The 25713-nt window shown below is 61.2% G+C and carries 23 protein-coding genes and 1 pseudogene; 11 read left to right on the top strand and 13 right to left on the bottom strand.

Annotated elements, in window-relative coordinates; genetic code table 11:
- The 7 genes and pseudogenes from HKL97_RS03840 to HKL97_RS03810 all read right to left on the bottom strand — a co-directional run.
- A pseudogene (locus tag HKL97_RS03840) lies at positions 1–238 on the bottom strand (hypothetical protein); the annotation flags it as partial.
- A gap of 58 nt (positions 239–296) precedes the next feature.
- Positions 297–827 (bottom strand): glycine zipper family protein, encoded by a 531-nt coding sequence (locus tag HKL97_RS03835; RefSeq protein WP_291422780.1) that lies wholly within the window; start codon positions 825–827, stop codon positions 297–299.
- Between the two features lie 146 nt (positions 828–973).
- Entirely contained in the window at positions 974–2101 is a 1128-nt protein-coding gene (gene dnaJ, locus HKL97_RS03830; RefSeq protein ID WP_291422779.1) for a molecular chaperone DnaJ, read from the bottom strand.
- Between the two features lie 93 nt (positions 2102–2194).
- Positions 2195–4105 (bottom strand): molecular chaperone DnaK, encoded by a 1911-nt coding sequence (gene dnaK, locus HKL97_RS03825; RefSeq protein WP_291422778.1) that lies wholly within the window; start codon positions 4103–4105, stop codon positions 2195–2197.
- A 170-nt stretch (positions 4106–4275) separates the two neighbouring features.
- Positions 4276–4563, bottom strand: a complete 288-nt coding sequence (locus HKL97_RS03820) for a 4a-hydroxytetrahydrobiopterin dehydratase (protein WP_291422777.1) — start codon at positions 4561–4563, stop codon at positions 4276–4278.
- A 183-nt stretch (positions 4564–4746) separates the two neighbouring features.
- Positions 4747–5682 carry an ornithine carbamoyltransferase gene (gene argF, locus HKL97_RS03815; protein WP_291422776.1) on the bottom strand — a complete coding sequence of 312 codons (936 nt, stop codon included), beginning with the start codon at positions 5680–5682 and terminating at the stop codon, positions 4747–4749.
- The gene (locus HKL97_RS03810) at positions 5679–6872 is read right to left on the bottom strand and encodes an aspartate aminotransferase family protein (protein ID WP_291422775.1); all 1194 of its coding nucleotides are present in this window, start codon (positions 6870–6872) and stop codon (positions 5679–5681) included. The genes argF and HKL97_RS03810 overlap by 4 nt, the downstream gene beginning before the upstream one ends.
- Positions 6873–6913: 41 nt before the next feature.
- On the opposite strand from HKL97_RS03810, the gene HKL97_RS03805 reads away from it, so the two are divergent.
- The 7 genes from HKL97_RS03805 (at position 6914) to HKL97_RS03775 (ending at position 13964) form a co-directional block, all read left to right on the top strand.
- Positions 6914–8128, top strand: a complete 1215-nt coding sequence (locus tag HKL97_RS03805) for a glycosyltransferase family 87 protein (RefSeq protein ID WP_291422774.1) — start codon at positions 6914–6916, stop codon at positions 8126–8128.
- Positions 8035–8862: a shikimate dehydrogenase gene (locus HKL97_RS03800; protein ID WP_291422773.1), complete on the top strand. Its 828-nt coding sequence runs from the start codon at positions 8035–8037 to the stop codon at positions 8860–8862. The genes HKL97_RS03805 and HKL97_RS03800 overlap by 94 nt, the downstream gene beginning before the upstream one ends.
- A complete protein-coding gene (gene coaE, locus HKL97_RS03795) occupies positions 8859–9443 on the top strand; it encodes a dephospho-CoA kinase (RefSeq protein WP_291422772.1) in 585 nt (194 codons plus the stop codon). Before HKL97_RS03800 ends, coaE begins: the two co-directional genes overlap by 4 nt.
- Positions 9440–10111, top strand: a complete 672-nt coding sequence (dnaQ, locus tag HKL97_RS03790) for a DNA polymerase III subunit epsilon (RefSeq protein WP_291422771.1) — start codon at positions 9440–9442, stop codon at positions 10109–10111. Before coaE ends, dnaQ begins: the two co-directional genes overlap by 4 nt.
- A 666-nt stretch (positions 10112–10777) precedes the next feature.
- On the top strand, positions 10778–11929 hold the full coding sequence (locus HKL97_RS03785) for a sugar ABC transporter substrate-binding protein (RefSeq protein WP_291422770.1): 1152 nt from the start codon (positions 10778–10780) through the stop codon (positions 11927–11929).
- A 65-nt stretch (positions 11930–11994) separates the two neighbouring features.
- Entirely contained in the window at positions 11995–12753 is a 759-nt protein-coding gene (locus HKL97_RS03780; RefSeq protein ID WP_291422769.1) for an ATP-binding cassette domain-containing protein, read from the top strand.
- Positions 12750–13964: a sugar ABC transporter permease gene (locus HKL97_RS03775; RefSeq protein WP_291422768.1), complete on the top strand. Its 1215-nt coding sequence runs from the start codon at positions 12750–12752 to the stop codon at positions 13962–13964. The genes HKL97_RS03780 and HKL97_RS03775 overlap by 4 nt, the downstream gene beginning before the upstream one ends.
- Before the next feature lie 83 nt (positions 13965–14047).
- On the opposite strand, the gene HKL97_RS03770 is transcribed toward HKL97_RS03775, so the two are convergent.
- A complete protein-coding gene (locus HKL97_RS03770) occupies positions 14048–14818 on the bottom strand; it encodes an ROK family protein (RefSeq protein WP_291422767.1) in 771 nt (256 codons plus the stop codon).
- Positions 14819–15217: 399 nt separating this feature from the next.
- On the opposite strand from HKL97_RS03770, the gene HKL97_RS03765 reads away from it, so the two are divergent.
- The 3 genes from HKL97_RS03765 (at position 15218) to pyk (ending at position 19432) form a co-directional block, all read left to right on the top strand.
- A complete protein-coding gene (locus HKL97_RS03765; RefSeq protein ID WP_291422766.1) occupies positions 15218–16390 on the top strand; it encodes an ROK family transcriptional regulator in 1173 nt (390 codons plus the stop codon).
- 82 nt (positions 16391–16472) lie between these two features.
- Positions 16473–17897, top strand: coding sequence for a glucose-6-phosphate dehydrogenase (zwf, locus tag HKL97_RS03760; RefSeq protein ID WP_291422765.1), 1425 nt, complete (start codon positions 16473–16475; stop codon positions 17895–17897).
- Positions 17898–18013: 116 nt separating this feature from the next.
- Positions 18014–19432 (top strand): pyruvate kinase, encoded by a 1419-nt coding sequence (pyk, locus tag HKL97_RS03755; protein WP_291422764.1) that lies wholly within the window; start codon positions 18014–18016, stop codon positions 19430–19432.
- A gap of 125 nt (positions 19433–19557) precedes the next feature.
- Here the strand turns inward: pyk and HKL97_RS03750 are convergent, their stop codons facing one another.
- The 5 genes from HKL97_RS03750 to HKL97_RS03730 form a co-directional block, all read right to left on the bottom strand.
- Positions 19558–19695, bottom strand: a complete 138-nt coding sequence (locus tag HKL97_RS03750; protein WP_291422781.1) for a carbohydrate porin — start codon at positions 19693–19695, stop codon at positions 19558–19560.
- A gap of 334 nt (positions 19696–20029) precedes the next feature.
- Positions 20030–21670, bottom strand: a complete 1641-nt coding sequence (locus HKL97_RS03745; protein WP_291422763.1) for a long-chain fatty acid--CoA ligase — start codon at positions 21668–21670, stop codon at positions 20030–20032.
- 10 nt (positions 21671–21680) lie between these two features.
- The gene (locus HKL97_RS03740; RefSeq protein WP_291422762.1) at positions 21681–22658 is read right to left on the bottom strand and encodes a nitronate monooxygenase family protein; all 978 of its coding nucleotides are present in this window, start codon (positions 22656–22658) and stop codon (positions 21681–21683) included.
- A gap of 20 nt (positions 22659–22678) precedes the next feature.
- A complete protein-coding gene (locus HKL97_RS03735) occupies positions 22679–23440 on the bottom strand; it encodes an enoyl-CoA hydratase (protein ID WP_291422761.1) in 762 nt (253 codons plus the stop codon).
- A 12-nt stretch (positions 23441–23452) separates the two neighbouring features.
- Complete coding sequence (locus tag HKL97_RS03730) at positions 23453–24061, bottom strand: DUF2147 domain-containing protein (protein ID WP_291422760.1); 609 nt, start codon at positions 24059–24061, stop codon at positions 23453–23455.
- Here HKL97_RS03730 and HKL97_RS03725 point away from each other — a divergent pair.
- The gene (locus HKL97_RS03725) at positions 24060–25358 is read left to right on the top strand and encodes an OmpP1/FadL family transporter (protein ID WP_291422759.1); all 1299 of its coding nucleotides are present in this window, start codon (positions 24060–24062) and stop codon (positions 25356–25358) included. The genes HKL97_RS03730 and HKL97_RS03725 overlap by 2 nt on opposite strands.
- Positions 25359–25713 lie beyond the last annotated feature (355 nt).

The following is a 25713-nucleotide window of genomic DNA, read 5'->3' as shown; positions in this document are numbered from 1 at the left end:
GCGGCGGGGCGGCAGGCGGCGGTGCCTGCGCCACACTGGTTGGCCCATGTGCCGGGGCGGGCGGCGCCGTGGTCTGCGCCGCGCCGCCGTTATCAAACACCACGGAGATGCCTGGCGGGCTTTGGCTATCTTCCACTGGTTGATGCCGCCACGCGAACAGCAGGAAAAACCCGACGACCAGTACATGCAACAAAGCCGCCGCCGCCCAGTACCAAGGGCGCCAGCGCTGTTTGCGCATGGGTGCGGCGAGAGGGGCGCCCGCCGCTAGTTCAATCAGGTTAATATCGCAGCTTGGCTCAGTAAGGGCCAGGTCCCTGATAGTAGCCCGGAGGCGGGGGCGGCGCAGCATAACCATAGGGAGAAGGCGCAGGGCCACCTTGAATCGTTTCGCCATTTCCGACCATGCATTGGGCATAAGCGATGTCATAGCGGCGTTGGAGGGAATCCGCAGCAGCCTGAGTGTTATTTCCCGCAACTGAAGCTCCGCCCAGCAAGCCGGCTCCGGCGCCCAGCGCGGCACCCGCCCCGACATTTCCCCCCAGAGAGCCCAGAGCGGCACCCGCGGCGGCGCCGATCAACGTTCCCGCCACGGCTGTCGTCGTGGCGTTGTTTTGCGCATTGGCGGCATCCTGCCCCGGGTTGCCCATGCGCGATTGTGCATAGCCACGGCAGTTATAATCATCCTGCTGGAATTGCTGGAAGGTTTTTCCCGGCCCCGGCATAGCAACCACTGAAGGCCCGGTCGGCGGCGCCACGCTGCAGGCCCCCAGGGCTGCAAGCGGCAACAGCGCCAGTCCGAAATTGGCCAGTTTTCTTTTGAGTGACATCCTCAACTCCTGCGCAAAGTGCCGTTCGGTTTCAAAGGTTTATGTAAATGCCCGGGAGGCGTCCCGCAATGCGGTTACCGGGCAGCTTACAGTTCGTATCGAAGCGAAACCTACCCCCCGATTACGGCAAAAAAGCGGGCTGGCGGCTAACCCCGCCCCTCAAAGAAATCTTTAACCTTAGCAAAGAAGCCCTCATGCTCCGGGCTGCCCGCGCCATAGCTCTTGGATTCGGCCTCGAACTCCTCCAGCAACTCGCGCTGGCGGCGTGTCAGCTTCTGCGGCGTCTCCACCGCAACCTGGATATACATATCGCCTCGCTGCGTGCTGCGCAGCACCGAAAACCCCTTGCCCCGCAGCCGGAACTGGTCCCCGGTTTGCGTGCCGGGCGGGATCTTCACCTTCGCCGCCGTGCCGTCAATCGCCGGCACCTCAACCTCGCCGCCCAGCGCCGCCTGCGTCATGCGCAGCGGCACGCGGCAGAAAATATTCGCCCCATCGCGCTGGAAGATCGCATGCGGGCGCACGGTGATATGCACATATAAATCGCCCGGTGCCGCGCCGCGCCCGCCAGCTTCGCCCTCGCCAGAAAGCCGGATGCGCGTGCCATCCTCAACGCCGGCTGGAATCTGCACCGAGAGTGTCTTCTCACGCGGCACGGTGCCAACGCCCGCGCACACCCGGCACGGATTGCGTACCATGCGCCCCGAGCCGCCACAGGTTGGGCAGGTGCGTTCCACCAGAAAAAATCCCTGCTGCGCGCGCACCCTTCCGGCGCCGCCGCATGTGCCGCAGGTCTCAGCACTGGCATTTTTATCCGCCGAGCCGCTGCCGCTACAGGCATCGCAGGTCATCCGCGTAGGGACACGCACATTGGTCTTAACGCCGGTGAAGGCTTCCACCATGTCAATCTCGACCTGGGTTTTTATATCCGCCCCGGTCTGCTGCTGCCCGCCGCCGCCACGGCGGCCGCCACCGAACATCTGCTCGAAAATATCGCCGAGCCCGCCCTCGAAGCCAAAACCGCCGCCGCCATTGCCCATGCCGCCATTCTCAAACGCCGCATGGCCGTAACGATCATAGGCGGAACGCTTCTGGTCGTCCTTCAGCACGTCGTAGGCTTCGTTCAGCTCCTTGAACTTCGCCTCCGCCTTGGCATCGCCGGGATTACGGTCGGGATGATACTGCATCGCCAGGCGGCGATAGGCCTTTTTCATCTCATCGGCGCTGGCGCCGCGTTCCACGCCGAGCGTGGCGTAATAATCCTGTTTGGCCATAACGGCAGGGTTTTCCTTGTCTCGACTCTATATAACTGAAAAATCCCGGGGCGGCGCCCCGGGATCCATTCAACTTTTAACGGCGCGGCGCGGTCAGGACTTCTTCTTGTCGTCAACTTCCTCGAAATCCGCATCCACGATCTTCTCGCCATCCGGCCCGTCTTGCGCGCCCGGCGCCGCCTGCGCGGCGTCCGCCTCGGCTGTCGCCTTGTACATCGCCTCGCCAAGCTTCATCGCCGATTGCGTGAGCCGCTCGCCCGCCGCCTTCAGCGCTTCCACATCGCCGCCTTCGAGCGCCGACTTCGCCGCCGCCACGGCCGCCTCGGCCTCGCCCTTGTCCTGAGCTGAAACCTTGTCGCCAGCTTCTTTCAGCGTCTTCTCGACCTGATTGACCATGGCTTCCGTCTGATTGCGGGTTTCCACCGCCTCGCGCCGCACCTTGTCAGCCGCCGCGTTTTCCTCGGCCTCGCGCACCATCCGCTCGATATCGGCATCCGAAAGACCGCCAGAAGCCTGAATGCGGATCTGCGTCTCCTTGCCGGTCGCCTTATCCTTCGCCTGAACCGAGACAATGCCATTCGCGTCGATATCGAACGTCACCTCGATCTGCGGCACGCCACGCGGCGCCGAGGGAATGCCCGTAAGGTCAAAATTCCCAAGCAGCTTGTTGTCCGCGGCCATTTCGCGCTCACCCTGGAACACCTTGATGGTTACAGCGGTCTGCCCGTCATCGGCTGTCGAGAAGGTCTGGCTCTTCTTGGTCGGGATCGTCGTGTTACGGTCGATCAGCCGGGTGAACACGCCGCCCAGCGTCTCGATTCCCAGCGAAAGCGGAGTCACATCGAGCAGCAAAACGTCCTTCACATCGCCGCGCAACACCGCGCCCTGAATCGCCGCGCCGATGGCCACGACCTCATCAGGGTTCACATTGCGCGCCGGTTCCTTGCCGAAGAAATTCTTCACCAGCTCAATGACCTTGGGCATGCGGGTCATACCGCCGACCAGGATCACCTCGTTGATCTCGCCCGCAGTCACGCCGGCATCCTTCAGCGCGGCGCGGCACGGCCCGAGCGTCCGCTCGATCAGGTCTTCAACCAGGGATTCCAACTTTGCGCGGGTCAGCTTCAGCACCAGATGCTTCGGCCCGGAGGCGTCAGCGGTGATGAACGGCAGGTTGATCTCGGTCTCCTTCGAGGACGACAGCTCGATCTTCGCCTTCTCGGCCGCTTCCTTCAGCCGCTGCAGCGCCAGCTTGTCCTTACGCAGGTCGATCCCCTGGTCCTTCTTGAACTCCTCGGCCAGATAATCAATGACCCGCTGGTCGAAATCCTCGCCGCCCAGGAAGGTATCGCCATTGGTGGACTTCACCTCGAACACGCCGTCGCCAAGTTCGAGCACTGAAACGTCGAACGTGCCGCCACCAAGGTCGTATACCGCGATGGTCCCGGCGTTGCGCTTGTCCATGCCATAGGCAAGGGCCGCGGCTGTCGGCTCGTTGATGATGCGCAGGACTTCAAGCCCCGCAATTTTGCCGGCGTCCTTGGTCGCCTGGCGCTGCGCGTCGTTGAAATACGCGGGAACGGTGATCACCGCCTGCGTCACGGTCTCGCCGAGATACGCCTCGGCGGTCTCCTTCATTTTCGTCAGAATATAAGAGCTGACCTGCGAGGGGGAATATTTCTCGCCCTTGGCCTCAACCCAGGCATCGCCATTGTCGCCTTTCACGATGCCATACGGCACCAGCCCCTTATCCTTGGTCACGGTGGGGTCTTCGTAGCGGCGGCCGATCAGGCGCTTGACCGCATAAAGCGTGTTGGACGGGTTGGTGACCGCCTGGCGCTTAGCCGACTGACCAACCAGCCGCTCGCCCGAATCAGAGAACGCCACCATCGAGGGGGTGGTACGCGCACCTTCCGAATTTTCGATGACGCGGACATCCTTGCCTTCCATGACCGCAACGCAGGAATTGGTGGTACCAAGGTCGATACCGATCACTTTACTCATATAAATAGCTCCTTTGCAGCGGATTTCCCCGGCCCGAAGCACCGAAAAAACCCCTTTGAACAACGCGTCCCATGTATTCAAACCATAACCCGGACACAAGAGATTTTTTCTCCACCCGGCCATGCCGCAGTGGAAACCGTGATCTCCCGGCCCCGCAGACCTCCAGGTGCCTAGCCGGGCACCCAGACAAAATCCGTAATCGCCTGCGCCAGCGCCAGATCCTTGCGCGTCACCCCGCCAGCGTCATGCGTGGTCAGCGTGATCGCCACCTTGTTGTATGAATTCGACCAGTCGGGATGATGATCCATCTTCTCCGCCAGCAGCGCGACATGGGACATGAACGACCACGCCTCGGCGAATGAGTTGAACTTGAATGACTGGTGGATCGATTTGCCGTCTTTGGCGAGCGTCCATTTGCCCGGCAGGGCGTTCAAATCCTCAACCTTCAGCAGTTTCATGACGATCACCTTTCATGGTGTCCCCTTGAACTGGGTGCTCCGGCCCCTCCTGCAAGGGGATTGCCCCCAAATCCTTGGCTCGCTAGCGCCTGATCGCTTTAAGTGCGATCAGGCTAGCCATTTCATCGAGGGCGATTCACGCTTTCGGCTCACTCGGTTGAGCGAACCTCAAACGATCGCACTCTACCCCATGCACCACGCCAAAATCGCCTTCTGCGCATGCAGCCGGTTCTCCGCCTCGTCAAACACCACCGACCATGGCCCGTCGATCACCGCCGCGGACACTTCCTCGTCGCGGTGAGCGGGCAGACAATGCATGAAAATCGCCCCCCCCGCCGCCTGTTCCATCAGCTCCGCCGTTACCTGATACGGCGCGAACGCCGCCGCGCGGGCCGCCGCCTCATCCTCGGAATCAGCCATGCTCAGCCAGGTATCCGTCACCACGCAGGCCGCCCCCTCCACCGCGTCTTCGGGGTCGATGCTCACGCGCACATCCGCCTTCTCGTCGCGCGCCCAATCCAGCACGTCAGGGTTGGGCCAATACCCCGCCGGGCAGGCCAGCCTCAGCGTGAAGCCAAAGCGCGCCGCCGCCTCGATCATCGAAACCGCGACATTATTCCCATCGCCTACCCAGGCCACCACCTGCCCGGCAATCGGCCCGCGATGCTCCTCGAAGGTCATGATATCCGCCATGATCTGGCAAGGGTGCGAAAGCTCGGTCAGCCCGTTGATGATGGGCACGCTGGCATGCTGGGCAAACTCATGCAGCTTAGCCGCGCGGTCGGTGCGCAGCATCACCCCGTCCACATAGCGCGAGAGCACATGCGCGGTGTCGGCAATTGTCTCGCCCCGGCCGATCTGCATATCGCGCGAGGACAACACGATCACATCCCCGCCCAGCTCGCGCATCGCCACCTCGAAGGAAACCCGCGTCCGTGTCGAGGGTTTCTCGAAAATCAGCGCCAGCGTCTTGCCAGCCAGCGGCTTCTTGCCGTTGCGCCGCGTGTTTTTGAGGCGCACCGCCGAGTCCAGCAGAGCGCGCAGCTCCGCCCCGGAGAAATCCTTCAGGTCCAGAAAATGCCGCGGGCCGTTGGCCCTCAACTCCAGGAGCGCACTCATTTCGCGCCAACCTCCACACCAGCCAAACACCGTTGCGCCGCCCGTTCCAGCAGCGCCACCGCCTCATCGCATTCGGCTGTTCCCACAATCAAGGGGGGGATCAACCGCAGTACATTCTCCCCGGCCGCCACGGTGAGCAGGCCCTCCTCCATCGCCGCCGCCTGCACCTCGGTATTGGGCACCACACATTTCAGCCCGCGCAGCAGTCCCATGCCGCGCACATTCTCGAACACGCGGGGGAAGCGCGCGCACAATCCGCTCAGCGCCTCACCCAGATACCGCCCCGCAGCCTCCACCCCCTCCAGAAACCCCGGCGCCAGAATCACATCCAGCACCGCATTGCCCGCCGCCGCCGCCAGAGGACTGCCGCCAAACGTGGTGCCGTGGCTACCCGGCACCAGCACCTGGGCGACGCGCTCCTTCGCCAGCACCGCACCCATCGGGAACCCGCCGCCGATGCCCTTGGCGGTGGACATCACATCCGGCTCGATGCCGGCCCATTCATGCGCGAAGAGTTTGCCCGTCCGCCCCATGCCGCACTGCACCTCGTCCAGCCCGAGCAAAATGCCATGCTCATCGCACAGCGCGCGCAGCGCCCGCAAAAATTCCACCGAAGCCGGCCGCACGCCGCCCTCGCCCTGCACTGGCTCGATCAGCACCCCCGCCGTCCGCGGGCCGATCGCCGCGCGCACCGCCGCGATGTCACCGAAGGGGACATGGTCGAACCCGTCCACCAGCGGCCCGAATCCGGCCAGATATTTCGCGTTCCCGGTCGCCGCGATCATCGCCAGCGTGCGGCCGTGGAACGCGCCCTCAAAGCAGATCACCCGGTAGCGTTCCGGTTGCCCGGCATCGGCGCAGGTTTTGCGCATGGCCTTTACCAGCCCCTCGTTGGCCTCGGCGCCGGAGTTACAGAAGAACACCGAATCGGCGAAACTCGCCGCCACCAGCCGGTTCGCCAGCAACTCCGCCCCCGGCACACGGTACAGGTTGGAAACATGGATCACCTTCGCGGCCTGCCTGGCGATCGCGTTCACCAGATGCGGATGCCCGTGCCCCAGCGAGGAGGTGGCGATTCCCGCGCCGAAATCCAGAAATTTGCGGCCTCGCTCGTCGAACAGCCAAGCTCCCTCGCCATAAGCAAAGGCAATGTCGGCACGGTTGTAGTTCGGCATTAGCGCGGCGATCATGATTGTGCTTTCTAGACAGGAAAGCACGGAATACTGCGCAAATGAACCAGAATAGTCAAACATCGCCCCGCCTCAAACTCGGCCTGGTGGTTGCGCTTTGCGCGCTCCCCTCCTGTTTTGAGGCATTTGCCATCCTCTGGGGCCAGCGCCACGGCCTCGCCGGCAAGGCCCTGCGCGATGGTCTGGATTTCTGGGCCGGCGGCTTCCTTGCCCTCAACCACCAGCTCCCCATCCTTTTTGACCACACCGCCTATCAGAGCTTTCTTGAAGGCATATACGGCAAGCTGCCCTATCACCTGTGGAGCTACCCCCCCACATATCTGATGCTCGCCGCCGCGTTTGACTGGCTCTCGCCCTGGCGCGCCGTTTTCGCGTTCGATGCGTTTTCGCTCGCCCTCCTGGCTTTGGCCCTGCGCCTCGCGAAAAAATCCTGGTGGTTCACCGCCGCCGTCCTGCTTGCCCCAGCCAGCCTGGAGAGCGTGCTCGAGCACCAGAACGCCGCCCTGCTCACGGCGCTCATCGGCGGCGGCCTGTTGCTTTCTCAGAGCCGCCCGCGCCTGGGCGGCATCCTCATCGGCCTCGCCACCGTCAAGCCCCAGCTCGGCCTTGTGTTGCCGCTCTATCTGCTGCGCCGCGCCCCCGCCGCCTTCGCCTACGCCGCCCTGGCCGCGACCCTGCTCGCTGCCGCCTCGCTTTACGCCTTCGGCCCCGCGGCCTGGGACGGTTTTATCCGCTTCACCAGCCCGGCCATGAGCAACGTGCTGCTCACCGGCCAGCCGCATGAGTTCTCCGGCGGGCTGATCAGCGTCTTCGCCCTGGCTCGCCCGCTCGGCCTGCACCCGGCCCTACTTATCCAGGGGGCAGCCACCCTGGCCGCCATCGCCGCCGCCGCGCAAACCCGCTCTGTCCCGGCGCTGCTCATCCTCTCCGCGCTCGCCAGCCCCTATTTGCATGATTACGACCTGCTCGGGGCAGCCCTGGCAGTCGCGCTGATCGTCGAAGATCGCCTTGCCACAGGCTTCGCCCCGTTCGAGCCAGTGGTCCTCTTCCTTATCTGGTTCGGCCCTGGAATGCTGCCTTGGGCACCACAATATGCCCATGCCACGCCGCTTGCGCTGCTGTTGCTCTTGGCAAGCGCATGGCGCCGTGGTGGTGTCACGCCATGCGACTCCTCTCAGGCTCCGCCCGTCTCGCCGGTGTCACCGGCTGGCCGGTTGCCCACTCCCGCTCCCCCAGGCTCCACGGCGTCTGGCTGAACCGCCATGATATAGACGGCGCCTATCTGCCCCTGCCCATCAGCCCGGCGGATCTGGCGCATGTCATACCCGCTCTGGCCAAAGCCGGATTCGCAGGTCTCAACGTCACCATTCCGCACAAAATCTCCGTCATGGCGCTGTGCGACCGTATCGACCCCGGCGCGGCGCGGATCGGCGCGGTCAACACGCTTGTGTTCACCAGCACCGGCATCGAGGGTTTCAATACCGACAGCTACGGCTTCCTCGCCAACCTGCGCGCCCATGGGGTTAACCCCGCCGCCGGCCCCGCGCTCATTCTGGGCGCGGGCGGCGCCGCCCGCGCCATTGCCGCCGCCTTGCAGGACGAGGGCGCACCGGTCACCTTCTGCAACCGCACGGAGCGCAACGCGGCCGCCCTGGCCGCCGCACTCCCGCCGGGAAACGTCCTGCCCTGGGAGTATCGCAGCGCCGCATTGGGTGACTACGCCTTGCTGGTGAACACCACCTCGCTCGGCATGGTCCACCACGAACCTCTGGATATCTCGCTCGAAGCCGCCAATCCAGCGCTCGCCGTGGCGGACATCATCTACGCCCCACTGGAAACCGAGCTCCTCAAAGCCGCCCGCGCACTTGGCCTTACAGCCGTCGAAGGCCTCGGCATGCTTCTGCACCAGGCTGTTCCGGGGTTCAAAGCCTGGTTCGGCGTTACCCCCGCGGTTGATGACGAACTCTACCGCATCGTCTCCGGCGGATGATCGTCCTCGGCCTCACCGGCGGTATCGGCATGGGCAAATCCACTGTGGCAAAAATGTTCGCCACCCACGGCATCCCCTGCTTCAACGCCGATGACGCCGTACACCAGTTGCAGGCCCCTGGCGGCCGCGCCATCCCCGCGCTGGCCAGTGCATTTCCAGGTACGGTTCGCAACGGCGTCCTCGATCGCGGCCGGCTCCGCGCCCTTGTGCTCGGCGACAATGCGGCGATGCGCCGGCTGGAAGCCATCATGCACCCGCTGGTATACCAGGAAGAAACAAAATTCCGCACCGCGGCCTTCCGCGCCCATCGCCGCGCCGTGCTGCTGGACATCCCCCTGCTGTTCGAAGCCGGCGCCTACCGCCGCGTGCACCGTGTCATCACCGTCTCCTGCCCGCGCGATGTGCAGATCGCCCGCGTACTCAAACGCGGCCTGCCACTGGGGCAGATCGAATCCATCATCGCCCGTCAGACGCCCGACGCTGAAAAGCGCCGCCGCGCCGACCATATCATCCCCACCGGACTTTCAAAATTCGAGGCGATCCGGGCTATCTGCCGTATTGTAGAGGAATTGCGCACATGAGCCGGAGCGTTTTATTCGACACGGAGACAACCGGCTTCGAGCCGCTCACCGGCGACCGCGTCATCGAAATCGCCGCCATCGAACTTATCAACGATCTACCCACCGGCGAGCAGTTCCACGCCCTGTTGGACCCTGAACGCGACATCCCCACCGAGAGCACGCGCGTCCACGGCATCACCAACGCCCATGTCGAGGGAAAGCCGAAATTCGCTGAGGTCGCCGAGGCGATGCTGGTATTCTTCGGCGACTCCCCCCTGGTCGCGCACAACGCCCCGTTCGACTTCGCCTTCATTGATTTCGAACTCACCCGCATTGGCCGCCCTAAGCTCGAGCGCACGCGCATGGTCGATACGCTCGTGATGGCCAAAGCCCGCTTCCCCGGCATGCCCAACAGCCTGGACGCACTCTGCCGCCGGTTTGGTATCGACCTCTCCGCCCGCACCACGCATAACGCGCTGCTGGACTGTAAACTGCTCGCGGATGTTTATGTGGAGCTTACCGGCGGCCGCCAGCGCGGGCTGACCTTGGAGACAGAGCAGGTGCTCTCCTTCGCACAGTATGAACGCACAGGCCCCCGCACACCCCGGCCGATCATCTTGGATGATGACTCGCTCGCCGCGCACGCCGCCTTCGTGGCCAAGCTCAAGGATCCCATCTGGAACCAATAGGCTTGCCCTCCCGCCGGGGACTCTCAGCACAGCCCTGCCCGCAATCCTCACCTATTGTAAAATATCATGCGGGACGGCGGCGCGAAATAACTCAGAACGACCTGAAAATAAATTATTGCAGAACTCAAAAAATGATGATTATATTATCCAAATACTTAAAAATTTCCAGAAATCACCACCCTCAAAATTTTCCAATTCTCCGCTCTTAAGCTGACATCGCCGCCAAAAACCGCCGCCGGCAAGCCGTGGACCTAATGGTTTAAAGGGATGAAATAAGAGCGCGCTAAGCGTGGTGCGCCGCAACACAAGCCTTAACCACAAGCGAGGCCAAATGCAGCCATTACGGCCAACAAAATGAGCGAAGCATTATCAGCATACGTTCGCGGGCGTTTGCTGCGCCCCTTCGTGGCGCGGCGCCCAGGCTTGGCCAAATATGGAATATGGGATTACCCGCAGCCGCCAGGCGCCCGCCAGATGTGGCCAGCCTGCCCAACTGCGCGGCACATGCGGTCTGGCTTGGCGGCACGGCGGGTTGGCCATGGTTGCCAGAGCCAAGGAAAACTGGATGAATTCTTCTTGACAGACCTCTGCCCACCCATTACCGCTAATTTGTGCGAGGGTTAAATTAATTAGGGAAACGTCCTTCCGTCCAAGGCAAACACCCCCGTGGAGCCGGTCGTTTCCCAAGGCGCGTACAAATATTTTTGGGAGAAAACACAAATGTCTTTAAAGAAACATTACATTGCTGCGACTTTGCCGTTTTGGCTAGCGGCGGCCATGCCCGCTGCCGCGCAGACCATTGCGATGCCCGACGTGACTCAGATCAGCGCCAAGCCGATCACCATCGCTTTTCTGATGCCGGAGAACTCTTCGCCGCGCTATGAGCAGGTGGACCGTCCGGAATTCACCAAGATGGCGAAACTTGCCGATCCGAACGTGAACTTGATCGTCTCCAACGCCAACAGCGACCCTGCGACGCAGCTCAACCAGGCGCAATCAGCCATCACCAACGGCGCCAATGTGCTGGTGGTCGATCCGGTAGACGGCAAGGCGGGTGCTGCCATCGTCGCTTATGCCAAGCGCAACCAGGTGCCGGTGATCTCTTATGACCGGCTGATCCAGGATTCCACGCCTGCTGCTTATGTATCCTTCGACAACGTGAAGGTTGGCGAGCTGCAGGGACAATATATCGCCGACCATACCAAGCCCGGCGGCCATGTTATCATGATCGGCGGCGCGCCGACCGACCCGAATGCCTTTGACTTCCGCAATGGCGCGCTCTCAGTTCTCAAACCCCTGGTTAAAGCAGGCAAGCTGAAGATCGTCTATTCCGTGATGACCCCAGACTGGAGCCCGGAGAACGCCTTCCAGGAGACCCAGCAGGCCCTGACCCGGCTTGGCAACAACGTGGACGCCGTGCTCGCCGCAAACGACGGCACAGCCAGCGGTGCGATCCGCGCTTTGCAGGCGGTGGGTCTGGCGGGCAAGGTGCCGGTGACCGGCCAGGATGCAACCAATGGCGGACTGACCTACATTCTCGAAGGGCAGCAATCCATGACTGTGTTCAAGTATGTGCCACAGGAAGCTGCCGTGGCTGCTCAGCTCGCCGTTTCCATTGGCGCCACCGGCGCGGCGCCAACTGGTCTCATCAACGCGCACGTGAACAACGGCAAAATCAAGGTCCCGTCCGTGCTCCTTACCCCAGTGGTGGTGACGGCAGACAACATCGGCTCCACCGTGATCAAGACCGGCTACACCAAGCTGGCTGATATTTGCGTTGGCGGCGCCGCTAATACGGCGTTGTGCAAGGGTCAGTAACCGCGTTTACAGGATGCCGCTCACAGCGCATGTGAGCGGCATCTTTTTTTCAAGGAGGCAAAGGAATGTCCACGGCAGAACTGCTGAGTGTACGAAACCTGCATAAAAAATACGGAGCTGTGACGGCGCTGCGCAACGTAAGCTTTACCGTGCGCAAGGGCGAAGTGACCGCCCTGCTCGGCGATAATGGCGCGGGCAAGTCCACGACCATCAAGGCGATTTCCGGTGCCGCTCCGGCCGATAGCGGCAGCATCATTCTCGAAGGCCAAGAGGTGAGCCTCCGCCGCCCGGCTGATGCCAACGCCCTTGGTATCCAGACCGTTTATCAGGACTTGGCGCTGTGCGACAATCTCGGCATCTGCGCCAATTTGTTTCTCGGCCGCGAGCGCGTGCTTTGGCCTTTTGGAATTTTGCGTGATGTGGACATGGAAGCCGAGGCGCTGCGTGTTCTGAAGACGCTAAGGGTAAATCTACCCTCGCTCGACACTCATGTTTCCTCCCTCTCAGGCGGGCAGCGTCAGGCCGTGGCAATCGCGCGCGCTGTTCTCTGGGGCACCAAGCTCGTGATCATGGATGAGCCAACCGCGGCACTTGGCGTCGCCCAGACCGCCGAAGTGCTGCGTCTGGTGCGCGATCTCGCCGCCCAAGGTTTCGGAGTGATCCTAATTACGCATAATATGCACAATGTTTTCGAAGTTGCTGACAGCGTCGTGGTCCTGCGCCTGGGCGAGACCGTACTGGAAGCGCGTAAGAGCGAGTTAACACCTGAAATCGTCGTCGGCTGCATCACCGGATCGCGGACGACTGTGGGAGGCACGGCATGACCGTGAATGCAAAAGACATGACATCAACAACGCAGACTCAATCTCCCGTGCGCAGCTGGACACAGAAGCTGGTGCAATCATCTGATCTCGGCATGGCGCCGGTGATCGCAGCGCTCATCGTCATCTGGGTGGTGTTCGAAATTCTGAACCCACATTTTCTGACGCCGCGCAATATAAGCAATCTCTCTGCCCAGATCGTCGTTACCGGAACGCTGGCGCTGGCGGAAACCTTCGTCATTCTGCTCGGTATGATCGACCTCTCAATCGGCTGGAGCAGCGTCGTGGCCGCCGCCGTGTTCTCGGTGACCACTGTGTTCCTTAACTGGCCGGTATGGCCATGTGTCGGGCTGGGGATCGGCGCTTCCGTGATCGTAGGGCTGTTGCAGGGGTTACTGGTCTCGCGCGTCGGCGTACCAAGCTTCGTGGTCTCGCTCGGTGGCGCGATGATCGCGGAGGGCGTCTCCCTCGCCATGCTGACACCTCATGGTGGTTCGATACCGCTTTCGGATAATCTTTCGACCATGATCGGCACACTGAATATCGCTCCCACATGGAGCTGGATTCTCTCGCTCGGCCTGTTCGCCGTCTTCGCTGGGGTAATGGTCTCGCAACACATGGGACGGATGAAGCGCGGCGCAGGAGAAGGGCACAGCGTGTTCTTCGTCAAACTCGCAGCACTTTTTGTTCTGCTGGTCGCAGCCGTTGGTACGCTCTGCGCTTATCGTGGCGTGCCATGGCTGCTGTTAATTTTTCTAGGCGCGCTGTTTGCATGCGCGTTCGTTACTAAATCAACTCGTTTTGGCCGGCATCTTTATGCGGTGGGCGGTAATGCCGAAGCATCCCGGCGCTCTGGCATCAATGTCCGCTTTATCCAGCTTGCCGCCTTCACGATTGCCGGCGCGCTCGTGGGACTTGGCGGACTGTTGGATGCCGCACGCCTCGGTGTGGCTTCCGCCACGGTCGGTGACAGTGACATTATGCTGAATGCCGTCGCGGCAGCCGTAATCGGCGGCACCAGCCTGTTTGGCGGACGTGGTTCAGTTTATGGCGCGCTGTTTGGCGCGCTGGTGATTGCCAGCGTTACGAACGGCATGGATCTGATCGGCGCGCCTTCCTCGATCCGCTTCGGCGTAGAGGGGGCGATCCTGCTGGTCGCGATCACGATCGACACGCTGTTGCGTCAGCGCCGGCTACGCTCCGGCCGGGTCTAACCCGCTTCGCCGCAGCGCCGGGCCAAAAAAAAACCATCCGGAAATTCCGGATGGTTTTTTTATTTACCCCTTGCCTGAAAGCGTTACCGGAAGATCACATCCATCTCCGGGCTCCAGAGTTTCATCCCGCCCGTAAGTCCCGCCGCATTCACCGCCAGACGCACGCCGGCCGGCAATTCTCCGGCTTCAAAATGCCGCGCATTGCCGCCTCCCAGATGCAGAATGTCAAAATTCACCAACGCGGCACAACGTGAAATCGTTTCTTTTACCCGTCCTTTCCATGCCTCCATACCCAGCTGGCGCAACGCGGCGTCGCCGACGAAGTCATCATATGTCGGCGCCTCGCCAGCCGTGTGGCGGCCAAACTCAATCTGCGGGGCGGGAATACCGCCACGGAAGAGCGAAAACCCCATGCCAGTACCCAGCGTTAGTACCAGTTCGATCCCCTCGCCGGTGATAACGCCCAGGCCGTGCAACATGGCATCGTTGGCGAGGCGTGCTGGCCGGCCGAAACAAGCCGTGGCAAGCGCGCCAAAATCTGTACCATGCCAAGCTTCCGTTCCGATATTAGGTGCGGTGAGGATGATTCCACGGCGAATTGCACCAGGAAATCCTATGGATATGCGCTCATAATCGCCAAGTGGTGCGATGAGCGCCCTGAGTGCCTCCAGCATTAATGCCGGCGTCGCCTCCGGCGGCGTCGCGCAACGCAGCGGATCACCGAGTATCCGGCCGTCCTCACTGAGCAGCGCCGCCTTCAGATTGGTACCGCCAATGTCGATCGCAAGAATACGGGAATGAAAATCGTTCGTCATGACATCCTCTGGAAACGAAAGAGGCCGGCCCGGTTGCACCGGAGCGGCCTTCTGCCTCGGGGCAGTTTACGCGAAATCAGTCCTCGCTGGTTAGTCCGCTGAATTTGGCGATATTTTATCCAAACTGCAAGCTGAAAACGCAAGGGGTACCCAGGTTATAACTGATGTCGCGCCGCGCACCGCGTCCCGCTGCCTGGATGATGTCCGCATTCCCCTCCTTGATGGATTTCCCTAACAGGCATTTCTCTCATCCTATTGAATATTTTATTGTTTGGACCAGCATGTGACAGAACCCCTAAGCAGCCGGAAGCTGTCAAAATCGGGCGGCGCGTGCCGGGCACATCCAAATTATTTTAACCTCAAAAAATATGGCTGGCGTCCCGCCGTGTCAATTTACAATTTGCCGCGCTGCAATGCTTGAGCTACAAAGCTGTAGCCATGCTCAAAAATAAAATCAATTCAAACACAATCCGGCGCATCAATGCAGCACGCGTCTTTCATGGCATTCACAAGCAGCCCGGTATCTCGCCGCGGGGGCTGTCCAAGATCACCGGAATTGATCTCGCCACGATCTCCATCATCCTTGCGACCCTGGAACAGGACGGTTTGGTTTTGCGCCAACCCGAGGCACCAACGGGCCGTTCGGGGCGGCCTAACTCAACGTTGTTCATCAATGAGGCCAGCGGCGTGCTCGCCGGCGCCGCCATCGAGGTGGAGGAGATCCATATCGTCCTCTCAAGCTTCTCCGGTGCGCGGCTCGGCTCGCTGAGTGTGCCCGGCAGCTTGAGCCAGGAGGCGGCCGCAAGCGCCATCAAATCAGGTATCATTGCGCTATTAAAACAGGTTCGCATACCGCGCAAACGCCTTGCAGGCGTGGGCATTGGTGTACCCGGCCTGGTCGGGCTGGACGGGAGGATCGCTCTGGCGCCAGCACTGAATTGGCATGACGCGGATCTGGCCGGCGTGCTCACCGCCGGGCTTGGCGTGGCCGTGCACCTGGAAAATGACACCAAGGCCGCGGCTCTTGCAGAACATATATTTGGCAGTTGCCAGCATACGTCAGACTTTGTCTACGTCTCCGGCCGTTCGGGCGTCGGCGGCGGGTTGTATCTGGGTGGCGCCATTTATCGCGGTCCGCACGGTCTGGCGGGCGAAGTGGGGCATATGAAGCTCGTACCGCATGGCCGGCCTTGCGCTTGCGGCGCACGAGGCTGCTTCGAGGCGTATGTTTCAGAGCATGCGGTCCTCAAACGCCTCGCCGAGTCCGGAGTGCCGCTGCAGGATATTCCGGCAATACGGGCCGCCGCGCTGAGCGGGAACGAAATCGTGCTGCATACGCTGGAGGAAGCTGGGCAGCACCTTGGCCTTGGATTGGCCAATCTTGCCAATCTGCTCGCGCCGAGTTCCATTATTCTGGGAGGCAGCATGGCGGCACTGGCGGAATTCCTGCTGCCCGCGTGCCGGCCGGCGTTCGAGGAGAACACCCTGGCGGAGATCCACAGCGGAATGACCATCGCCCTCTCCACGCTGCAGGAGTTCGCGATCCCCATGGGAGGAATCGCAATTGCGCTGCAACATTTTCTGGAAGAACCGAGCGTTATCCGCGCCTGACCTGGTAGCGGCTTTACGGCGCCACCCGAAATCGCTATCATTCTTTTAAGGGTCAAATAAACATCCTGGGAGGATGTCATCCATGACAAGCCGTGTGATACCTGTATCGTCTTTTGTATTGGTTGTATTCGGCGCCACCGGAGATCTGGCGCGGCGGAAATTGCTGCCGGCGGTGTTCCAACGCGCCGTGGCGGGGCAACTTCCCGATGAAGCCAACATCATCGGCGTAGCGCGCACGCAAATGGCGGAGGGGGAGTTTCAGATCCTGGCCCGCCAGGCGCTTGAAGAACATGTTCCACCTTCAGAGCGGGATGCCGCCTCTGTTGAGCGTTTCCTGACCCGGCTTCGCTATGTTGCGGTGGAAGCCTTGGGAGAGGATGGCTGGCATGAGCTTGCCCTGGCGCTGGAGCCGTTTCAGGACCGCGTCACCGTCTTCTATCTCGCGACCGGCCCTGCCCTGTTCAGTCCCATCTGCGAGCGTCTCGGGCGCTTTGGTCTCGCCGGAGCCAACGCGCGTGTGGTGGTGGAAAAGCCGGTAGGGCGCGACCTAGCCTCCGCCCAGGCAGCCAACGCGGCAATCGGGCGTGTGTTCCCCGAAGAACGGACCTATAGGATCGATCATTACCTCGGGAAAGAAACCGTGCAGAACCTGATGGCATTGCGGTTCGCCAATGGGTTGTTCGAGCCGCTGTGGAATGCCGCGCATATTGACCATGTGCAGATCTCCGTGGCGGAGAGTCTGGGCGTGGAAGGCCGCGCCGGATATTACGACACCGCCGGCGCCCTGCGGGACATGGTGCAAAACCATCTGTTGCAATTGCTCTGCCTGGTGGCGATGGAACCCCCCGCGCGGCTGGACGCCGGCGCCATGCGCGATGAAAAAGTGAAAGTACTATGCTCGCTGGAACCAATCACCGCCGCGAATGCCGCGCATAACGTGGTGCGTGGGCAGTACCGCGCCGGCGCATCAGTCAGTGGCCCTGTACCCGGCTATCTTGAAGAATTGGAACTGGATGAAAGTACGACGGAGACTTTTGTCGCCATCAAGGCCGGCATAAAAAACTGGCGCTGGGCGGGTGTGCCGTTTTATCTGCGCACCGGCAAGCGGCTGAGCACGCGGGTATCGGAAATCGTCATCACTTTCCGCCCGGTGGCGCATTCCGTATTCGCATCTTCGGCCGGGCCTGTTGCCGCCAACCAACTAGTCATCCGCTTGCAGCCTGATGAGGGCGTGCAGCTCTGGCTGATGATAAAGGACCCCGGACCGGGCGGCATGCGGCTGCGCCAGGTACCTCTGGATATGAGCTTTGCCACAGCCTTTGGCCTGCGAAACCCCGACGCCTATGAACGCCTGGTGCTGGACGTGGTGCGCGGCAGCCAGACGTTGTTCATGCGCCGCGACGAGGTGGAGGCCGCATGGCGCTGGATCGACCCGATTCTGGAAGCCTGGAGCCATCCTGCCGCCGAGCTCCCCCTGCCTTATGCAGCTGGCACCTGGGGCCCCTAGGCAGCCATCGCGCTGATTGAGCGCGACGGCCGCACCTGGGCCGATAGCAGTTCTTGAATCCCGCGCACTCCCGACCCAGCGCCAAAACCGCACCGACAATAATAAGCGAGGACTGAATGTACGAACACCGTTATGCCAAAATCATCGCCACCCTTGGCCCGGCCAGCTCTGACAAAGCAACAATCCGGGAACTTGCTACGGCAGGCGCCAATATTTTCCGGTTGAACTTCAGCCATGGGTCGCATGCGGATCATCAGCTGCGGATGGACACCATCCGCGAAGTTGAGGCAGAGCTTGGCCGTCCGCTTGCGGTACTGGCTGACCTGCAAGGGCCAAAGCTACGGATCGGCATGCTGGCGCCAGGGCATTTCGACCTGCAAGAAAATCAAGAAATTACCTTCAGCCTTGACGGCACAGGCACGGAAATTTCATCAATTCCCTTACCGCATCCCGAAATCTTCAACGCCGCCAAGCCAGGCGTCATACTGCTTGTTGACGATGGCAAGATGCGCTTTGATGTGCTGTCCGCCGATGCAGGGCGCATCACCGCCAGAACGGTGATCGGCGGGCGCCTCCTGCCACGCAAAGGCGTGAGCGTCATCGGCGCGACATTGCCTATGTCCGCGCTCACCCCCAAAGATCGCGCTGACCTGAAAATCGCCCTGGATATCGGCGCCGACTGGATCGCGCTCTCCTTTGTGCAGCGGCCCGAGGATATCGACGAATTGCGCGAACTCGTTGGAACCAGCGTGCGGATCATGGCAAAAATCGAGAAACCTTCAGCGCTCGATTGCCTGGATAGCATCGTTGAAAAATCCGATGCCATCATGGTCGCGCGCGGCGATCTCGGCGTGGAAATGCCGCCCGAGGTAGTTCCCCGCATGCAACGCCGTATCCTGCGCACATGCCGGCGCTATGGAAAACCTGTTGTCGTTGCAACACAAATGCTGGAATCAATGATCACGGCGGCAACCCCCACGCGGGCCGAGGCCTCGGACGTTGCGACTGCCATTTACGCGGGTGCGGATGCGGTCATGCTTTCTGCGGAAACGGCCTCGGGGCATTATCCGGTGCAGGCCGTGGCGATGATGGCTAACATTGTCAGCGACGTGGAATCAGACGACGATTTCTGGAGCGGGCTGGAAAGCGGGCGCGATGCTGGCCGCAGCGATGTATCAGACGTGATCTGCGCGGCGCTGCGCCAAGCGGCAAAGGCGTTGCAGCCCGCAGCCATCGTTGCTTATACGACAACCGGAAATACCGGGTTCCGCGCCGCTGCGGAACGGCCGCGCGCGCCGATTTTATGCCTCGCGCCGTCCATCGAGGTGGCACGCCGCTTGTGCCTTGCCTGGGGGCTGCGCCCGCGCGTTGCCGGCGCCATGAACGCGATGACGGATGTGGTACAACTCGCCAGCCGGATCGTTGTCGAGGAACGGCTTGGCGCCGCCGGGCAGATCATGGCTCTCACCGCCGGACAACCATTCGGCATCGCCGGCACCACCAACGTGCTGCGTATTGAGCGTATACTTGCATGAACCGTCGGCATGCCTGCGGAAAATGCCTTCGAGACAAAGAAATTTGACGCTAAACCACCGGCAGATCCTGCCTGATTGACCCAGGATATTAGAAAACCAGCCCGAGACCTGGTTTTCTGGCACGTTTACAGTGCCGCCTTGATCTGGAGGCCGAAGGCCCACGCATTGGGGGTATGTTTATAGGCAAAAGTGCCTGGATCCATGACATACTGCACATTGGGGTGGATGAGCAGCCACGGCGTGGCCTGGAAGCCATAGACCATCTCGAGCACGCCCTCGGCTGGCAGTGCTGGCGGTGGCCTCCCTGTGGCTTCGTACCCGGCCCTTGAGCACGGCGCGGACATAGCCGATATCAGCGAAATCCGCCGGGCGGGCATCAAACGGCCCCTGGGCGATCAGCGCGCCAAGCAACGTGGAAACTGCTTCGACGTGTCAATCGATAAGCGTTTTGACATGGCCAGTGGCCAACTCCAGGGGCCTCAACGAATTTCGACCGCGGTAAGCACGCATTTCTGAGCTTCCAAAGAGATTCAGGACAATATCGCGGACGAATAGGTTTCTGGTCTCAATTGCACCGAGATTGATTCAGAGCCTTTTTTATACGTCCGGCTGCTGGTGTGCCGCTTCTTCCGCCACGAGTTCTTTCTTGGAGAGCTTTCCCACCATCGTCTTGGGCAGGCTGGCGCGGATTACCAGCACCTTCGGCATTTCGATTTTATTTAGAATGGTGGCAAGAAATTTCAGAATCTCCGCCTCTGTCGCGCTCTGCCCTGGGCGCAGCGAGACGTAGAGCTTTGGCGCCTGGCCGCGATATTTGTCGGGCACACCGATGGCGATGGCATCCTGTACGGCGGGATGCTGATACGCCGCCTCCTCGATGACACGCGGATAGACATTATACCCGCCGCACAGAATTAGATCCTTGATCCGATCGACGATGAACAAATACCCATCCTCGTCGAGATACCCGATATCCCCGGTGCGCAGGCTGCCATCGACGAAAGTTGCTCTGGTATCCGCGGGCTTCTGATAATAGCCGCGCATGACCTGGGGCCCGCGCACGCAGATCTCTCCGCGTTCACCCTGTGCCAGCAGCACGGTAGGATCGGTCCGGTCGCGGATCTCGATCACCGTCCCCGGTACCGCTGGTCCGACACTGCCGCGCTTGACTGCGCCCGGTACGTTGAACGTTACTACCGGAGAGGTCTCGGACAATCCGTAACCTTCTATGATAATACTATGAGAAATCCGCTCGAAGCGGTCCATGACCTCGGCGGAAATCGGCGCGCCGCCGGAGATGCAGAACTTGATGGAACTGAGATCAAACCGCTTTGCCACTTCGGCCGCGTTGCTGATGGCGGTAAAGAGTGTCGGCACGCCGGGGAGCAAGGTAGGGCGGGTACGCCGGATCGTGGCCATCAACGGCTTTATTTCCGCACGGGGTAGCAAAATCAATTCCGCCCCGATATCCAGACCGAGATTCATAATCGCGGTCATCGCGAACACATGAAAGAATGGCAGCACCGCGAGAAACCGCTCCGCCCCAAGGGTCACCGGCGGGATTACCGCACGAACCTGGGCGACATTGACGCCGACATTCGCATGCGTGAGCATCGCCGCCTTGGGGGTGCCCGTCGTGCCGCCGGTAAATTGCAACACCGCGATATCGCGGCCCGGATCAATCACCACCGGAGCGAGCATCTGCGTTCCCGCGATCAATTGCTCGAAACGAAAATATTTCGCTCCCGGCTTCATTATTGCAATATCATTAGCCTTAAATAGACGAAATAGAATCCCCTTGCGCCAGGGTAACGCCGCAGCCATCGGACAAACTATCACCTGCCGGAGCACGCCCGTTTCCACCAACGGCGCGATCTTGTCGTGAATCATCGCAAGATCGAGCGAGACTATGATCTGGACTTGCGCATCGCGCACCTGCGCCTGGATTTCGTGCGCCGTATAAAGCGGGTTGAAGTTTACCACCGTTCCGCCCGCTTTGAGAATGGCGTAGTACATGACAACAAAATACGGACAATTTGGCAGGCACAGCCCGACATTGACACCCCGCCTGACGCCCAGCCCTTGCAACCCGGCGGCGGCGCGCTCGACCAGGCGTCCAAGCTGCGCGTAGCTGGTCCGCTGTCCAAAAAAATCCATCGCCGGACGCGGGCCGAAGCGGCGTACCGCCTGATCAAGAATATCGCCTACCGGAACTGGGCTAAAATCAAAATCTCTCATGGCGGCTCCCTTAACACCAGGCGGTCGCGTTTTCGTTAATTTCCATTATTGCCCCGCGATATTCCTCGCACCATTGCGCAATCCTCGTCGCGGCGGGGACAATCTCGCGCACCGCGCCAATCCCCTGTCCCGCCCCCCAGATATCGCGCCACGCCTTGGCTGCGCCCGCCATCGCGCCGAAATCCATGCGCGACGGATCTGAAACCGGCAGGTTCTTGGGATCCAGCCCGGCGGCGCGAATAGAGGCGGCGATATAATTGCCATGCACGCCGGTAAAATAATTGGTGTAGGTAATATCCTCGGCAACGCCTTCAACAATGGCCTGCTTGTATGCAGCGGCGGCGTTGGCCTCCTCGGTGGCGATGAACGCCGAGCCGATATAGGCAAAATCCGCGCCCAGCGCCTGCGCCGCGAGAATCCCCCGCCCCGTGGCAATCGCGCCCGAGAGTGCGAGCGGCCCGTCGAACCAGACGCGAATTTCCTGCACGAGTGCGAAGGGCGAGAGCGTGCCTGCATGTCCACCCGCCCCGGCAGCGACCGCGATCAACCCATCCGCGCCTTTCTCGACCGCCTTGCGCGCGAAAGGCACCGAGATGACATCATGCAGGACGATCCCGCCGTAGCTGTGCACGGCGTGGTTGACATCGTTGCGCGCGCCAAGAGAAGTGATGACGATCGGCACTTTGTATTTGACGCAGAGTGCAACATCATGTTCCAGCCGTTCGTTGCTGCGATGAACAATCTGGTTGACGGCAAAAGGTGCCGCAGGCCGCTCCGGGTGCGCAGCATCATGCGCCGCGAGTTCCTCGGTAATGCGCGCCAGCCAGTCTTCCAGCATCGCCGCCGGCCGCGCATTGAGCGCAGGAAACGCGCCGACAACGCCCGCCTTGCACTGGGCAATTACCAACTCCGGCCCGGAGAGAATGAACATCGGCGCCGCTATCACGGGCAGAGACAGGCGGTTTTGTAAAAATCCAGGAATACTCATCTGAATATCTCCGTTCTGGTTCAGGTTCCGGACTGAAAAAATGCGGCGATCGCGTCGCGCAGCTCGGCCGATTGCAATTGTACGCGGAAAACTTCGATCTCCTCCATCACCCGCGCCTGCACATCCTGCCCAGGTTTCTTGAGTAACTGCTTGGTCGCCAGCACCGCCGCCCTGGGCTTGGCGGCAATGCGCCGCGCCACATCGAGGGCCGCCGCATCCAAGTCCGAATCGGCAACAACACGGTTGACCAGACCGATCTCGTATCCCCGCGCCGCATCAAAAGCCTCGCCCAGCAGCAGCAACTCTGCCGCCCGCTGGTATCCTGCAAGACGCGGCAGCAGCAGCGTGCTTGCCGCCTCGGGCACCAGCGCCAGATCAACAAACGGCAACTGGAAGCGCGCATTCTCCGCCGCCAGCACCATATCGCAATGCAGCAGCAGCGTCGTGCCAATACCGATCGCCGGTCCGCGCACCGCAGCAATCAGAATCTTTTCAAACGCCACCAGGGTTTTCAGAAACAAGACGACGGGCGCGTTCGCATCGTTCGGCGGTGCGGCGATAAAATCCTTGAGATCGTTCCCGGCGGTAAAACACCCGCCGTTGCCCGAGATCAGCACCACCTGCACCGCCGGATCATCCTGCGCCGCGTGCAGCGCCGCGGTCATCGCCGTATACATCGCGCCGGTGATGGCGTTCTTCTTGGCCGGACGGCCGAAGCGCAGATGCAGCACCGCGCCGTCGCGCACATATTCGATCCCGCGTTGGTTTTCGGCAGCAGACATGGAAATCCCTCCTTACTTCCCGGCACAATTTTGCAAAGCTGCATGTGGGCGCGTCCAAATTTGCGATTTCCCGAAAATCGGAAGGCCGATGTAGCCGCGCACACGCAACCTGCCATCGGCGGTCAGATGCATGGTAGATTTATAGGTGTTGCCGTTCTCCGCATCATAGATCCATCCGCCGGACCATGTCCCAGGCGCGTCCAGGGTGAACCCGCCGATCATCGGCAAGCCACAGAGCGGACGATTTTGCAACGCGGGATTGTCGTTATGGATATCGGTCTTGGGCTGGCCCGCGCTGTTGAGCGGCACACGCAGCCATGCAATGCGCCCGCACAAATCCTTGCCGCAAGGCGCAATAAGTATTCCCGCCCGCTGTGACTGATCGAACCACCACCCGGCCGGGCTGTTTTGCGCCCGCGCCCAACCCGCCACAGGCAGCGACAGCCCAAAGGCCAGACACCAAAAAACGATAATTTTAGCAATGAACCTGTTAGACTTCACTTGCGTCGACCTCCTGTATTGGTCTATCCTTTGCCGTATAGGGCATGCTTCCATACAATATGAGAGAGCGGCGGCAAAAGCAAGGTCATGCCCGAAGGAGGATAAGGAATTGATAAACATGAAGCAGTCCAAAGTTATTTTTACATCGCTATTGGGTCTGGCCGGAGCGGCCTGCCTGAACTCTGCCGCATTCGCCTCGGGCTTTGGCCTGCGTGAAGGTTCGGCGGACTGGCTCGCCAACGCCTTCTCGGGCGAGACGGCCAACGCCTATGACGCAGGCACCGCCGCGTCCAACCCGGCGGGCATGGTCCGTCTAAACCAGGACGAGATCGACGGCGCGATCAGCTATATCGGCCCCACGGCAAGCTTCAGCGGCAGCAACAGCAACCCCTACGGTGCGGGCACCATCTCGGGTGTGACCGGCGGCAACGCAGTGGCCCCGGCGGCGAGCGGTGCCACCTTCGGCGTGTTCAAGCTGGCGCCCAATCTATGGGCCGGTTTGAGCATCACCGCACCTTACGGCGAGCGCACCAGCTATCCCAAAAATTTCGTCGGCCGCTACCAGAGCTTAGTCTCCGCGATCACGGACATCAATCTCGGCCTCTCCCTGGCCTATAAGGTAAACGGCCACCTCTCCATCGGCGGCGGCCCGAACTTCGACTATTTCTCCGCCCGGCTGACCCAGGCGCTCAATGTCCCCACGCTTAGCGCTTTAACCGGCCAGGATCCGGTCAGCGCGCTCAAGGGCAACGACATCGGCATCGGCTATAACCTTGGCGCACTCTACCAATTTGACAACGCGACCCGCATCGGCATCGACTACCGCTCGCGCATTCAACACAATCTGACCGGCAACGAGACCGTCGCCGTTCCGGGGAGCTACCCGGCTCCATACCCCGCCTTGCTCGAAGCCAATAACGGCACGGCCAAAACCTCGATCACCTTGCCCGACAGCCTGAGCGTCGGCCTCTACCACCAACTCACGCCGCGATGGGCCGTGATGGCCAGCGTGCAATGGACCGACTGGTCGTTGTTCAACACCCTGAACGTGACCAGCGCGAACGGCACGCCGTTAACCAGCATCGTCGAGAAATGGCGCAACACCTGGTACGCAGGCGCCGGCGTCAATTATCAGGCCACTGAAAAACTGCTGCTGCAAAGCGGCTTCGCCTATGACCAATCCCCGGTGGACAACGCCAACCGTACAACCCGCGTGCCCGATGCGGACCACTATATCCTCAGCGTCGGCGCGAAGTACCAGATCATGCGCAACGTCGATATGCAGCTCGCCTACGCCCATATCTTCACCCCGGGGGGCACGATCAACAACAGCGCTGCAGCAACAGCCGGGATCATCTCGGGCAGCTACAGCGCCTCGGACAACAGCCTGACCGCAGGCGTCGCGGTCAAGTTCTAAAAGTCCGGACGGCGACAAAAATGCGCGCGTGCCAGAGGAAAAATCCCGGCGCGCGCGTAGCGCGTTCGGCGCGGTGCGTGGGAAATCTTCTCTATTATGGCCTTAGCGAAGGCGCCATACCATACCTTCGTTAATTGTTTTTGTAACTGCCCCTCTTTTGGCTTTCAGGCGGCGCGGAGGTTTTGCGCACGTTGATCTGGGCGCTGCGTCGAAACGTCGATGAGTTTCCGTCCCTGCTTTCTCACGGTTGTGATACCAACGGCGCTGATTTCTGACTCGTGGGGGTTCCCGGAGTTTTGCTGATGTGATTCTCTCTTGCATCGCCGATTCGCGAGGGAGTTTGGCATGGCGGTTC

The sequence above is a fragment of the Acidocella sp. genome (genome assembly GCF_013044125.1).
In the GTDB taxonomy this organism is placed as follows: Bacteria; Pseudomonadota; Alphaproteobacteria; order Acetobacterales; family Acetobacteraceae; genus Acidocella.
Note: the sequence above shows the minus strand (reverse complement) of the source record. Positions and strands in the feature narration are given on the sequence as shown.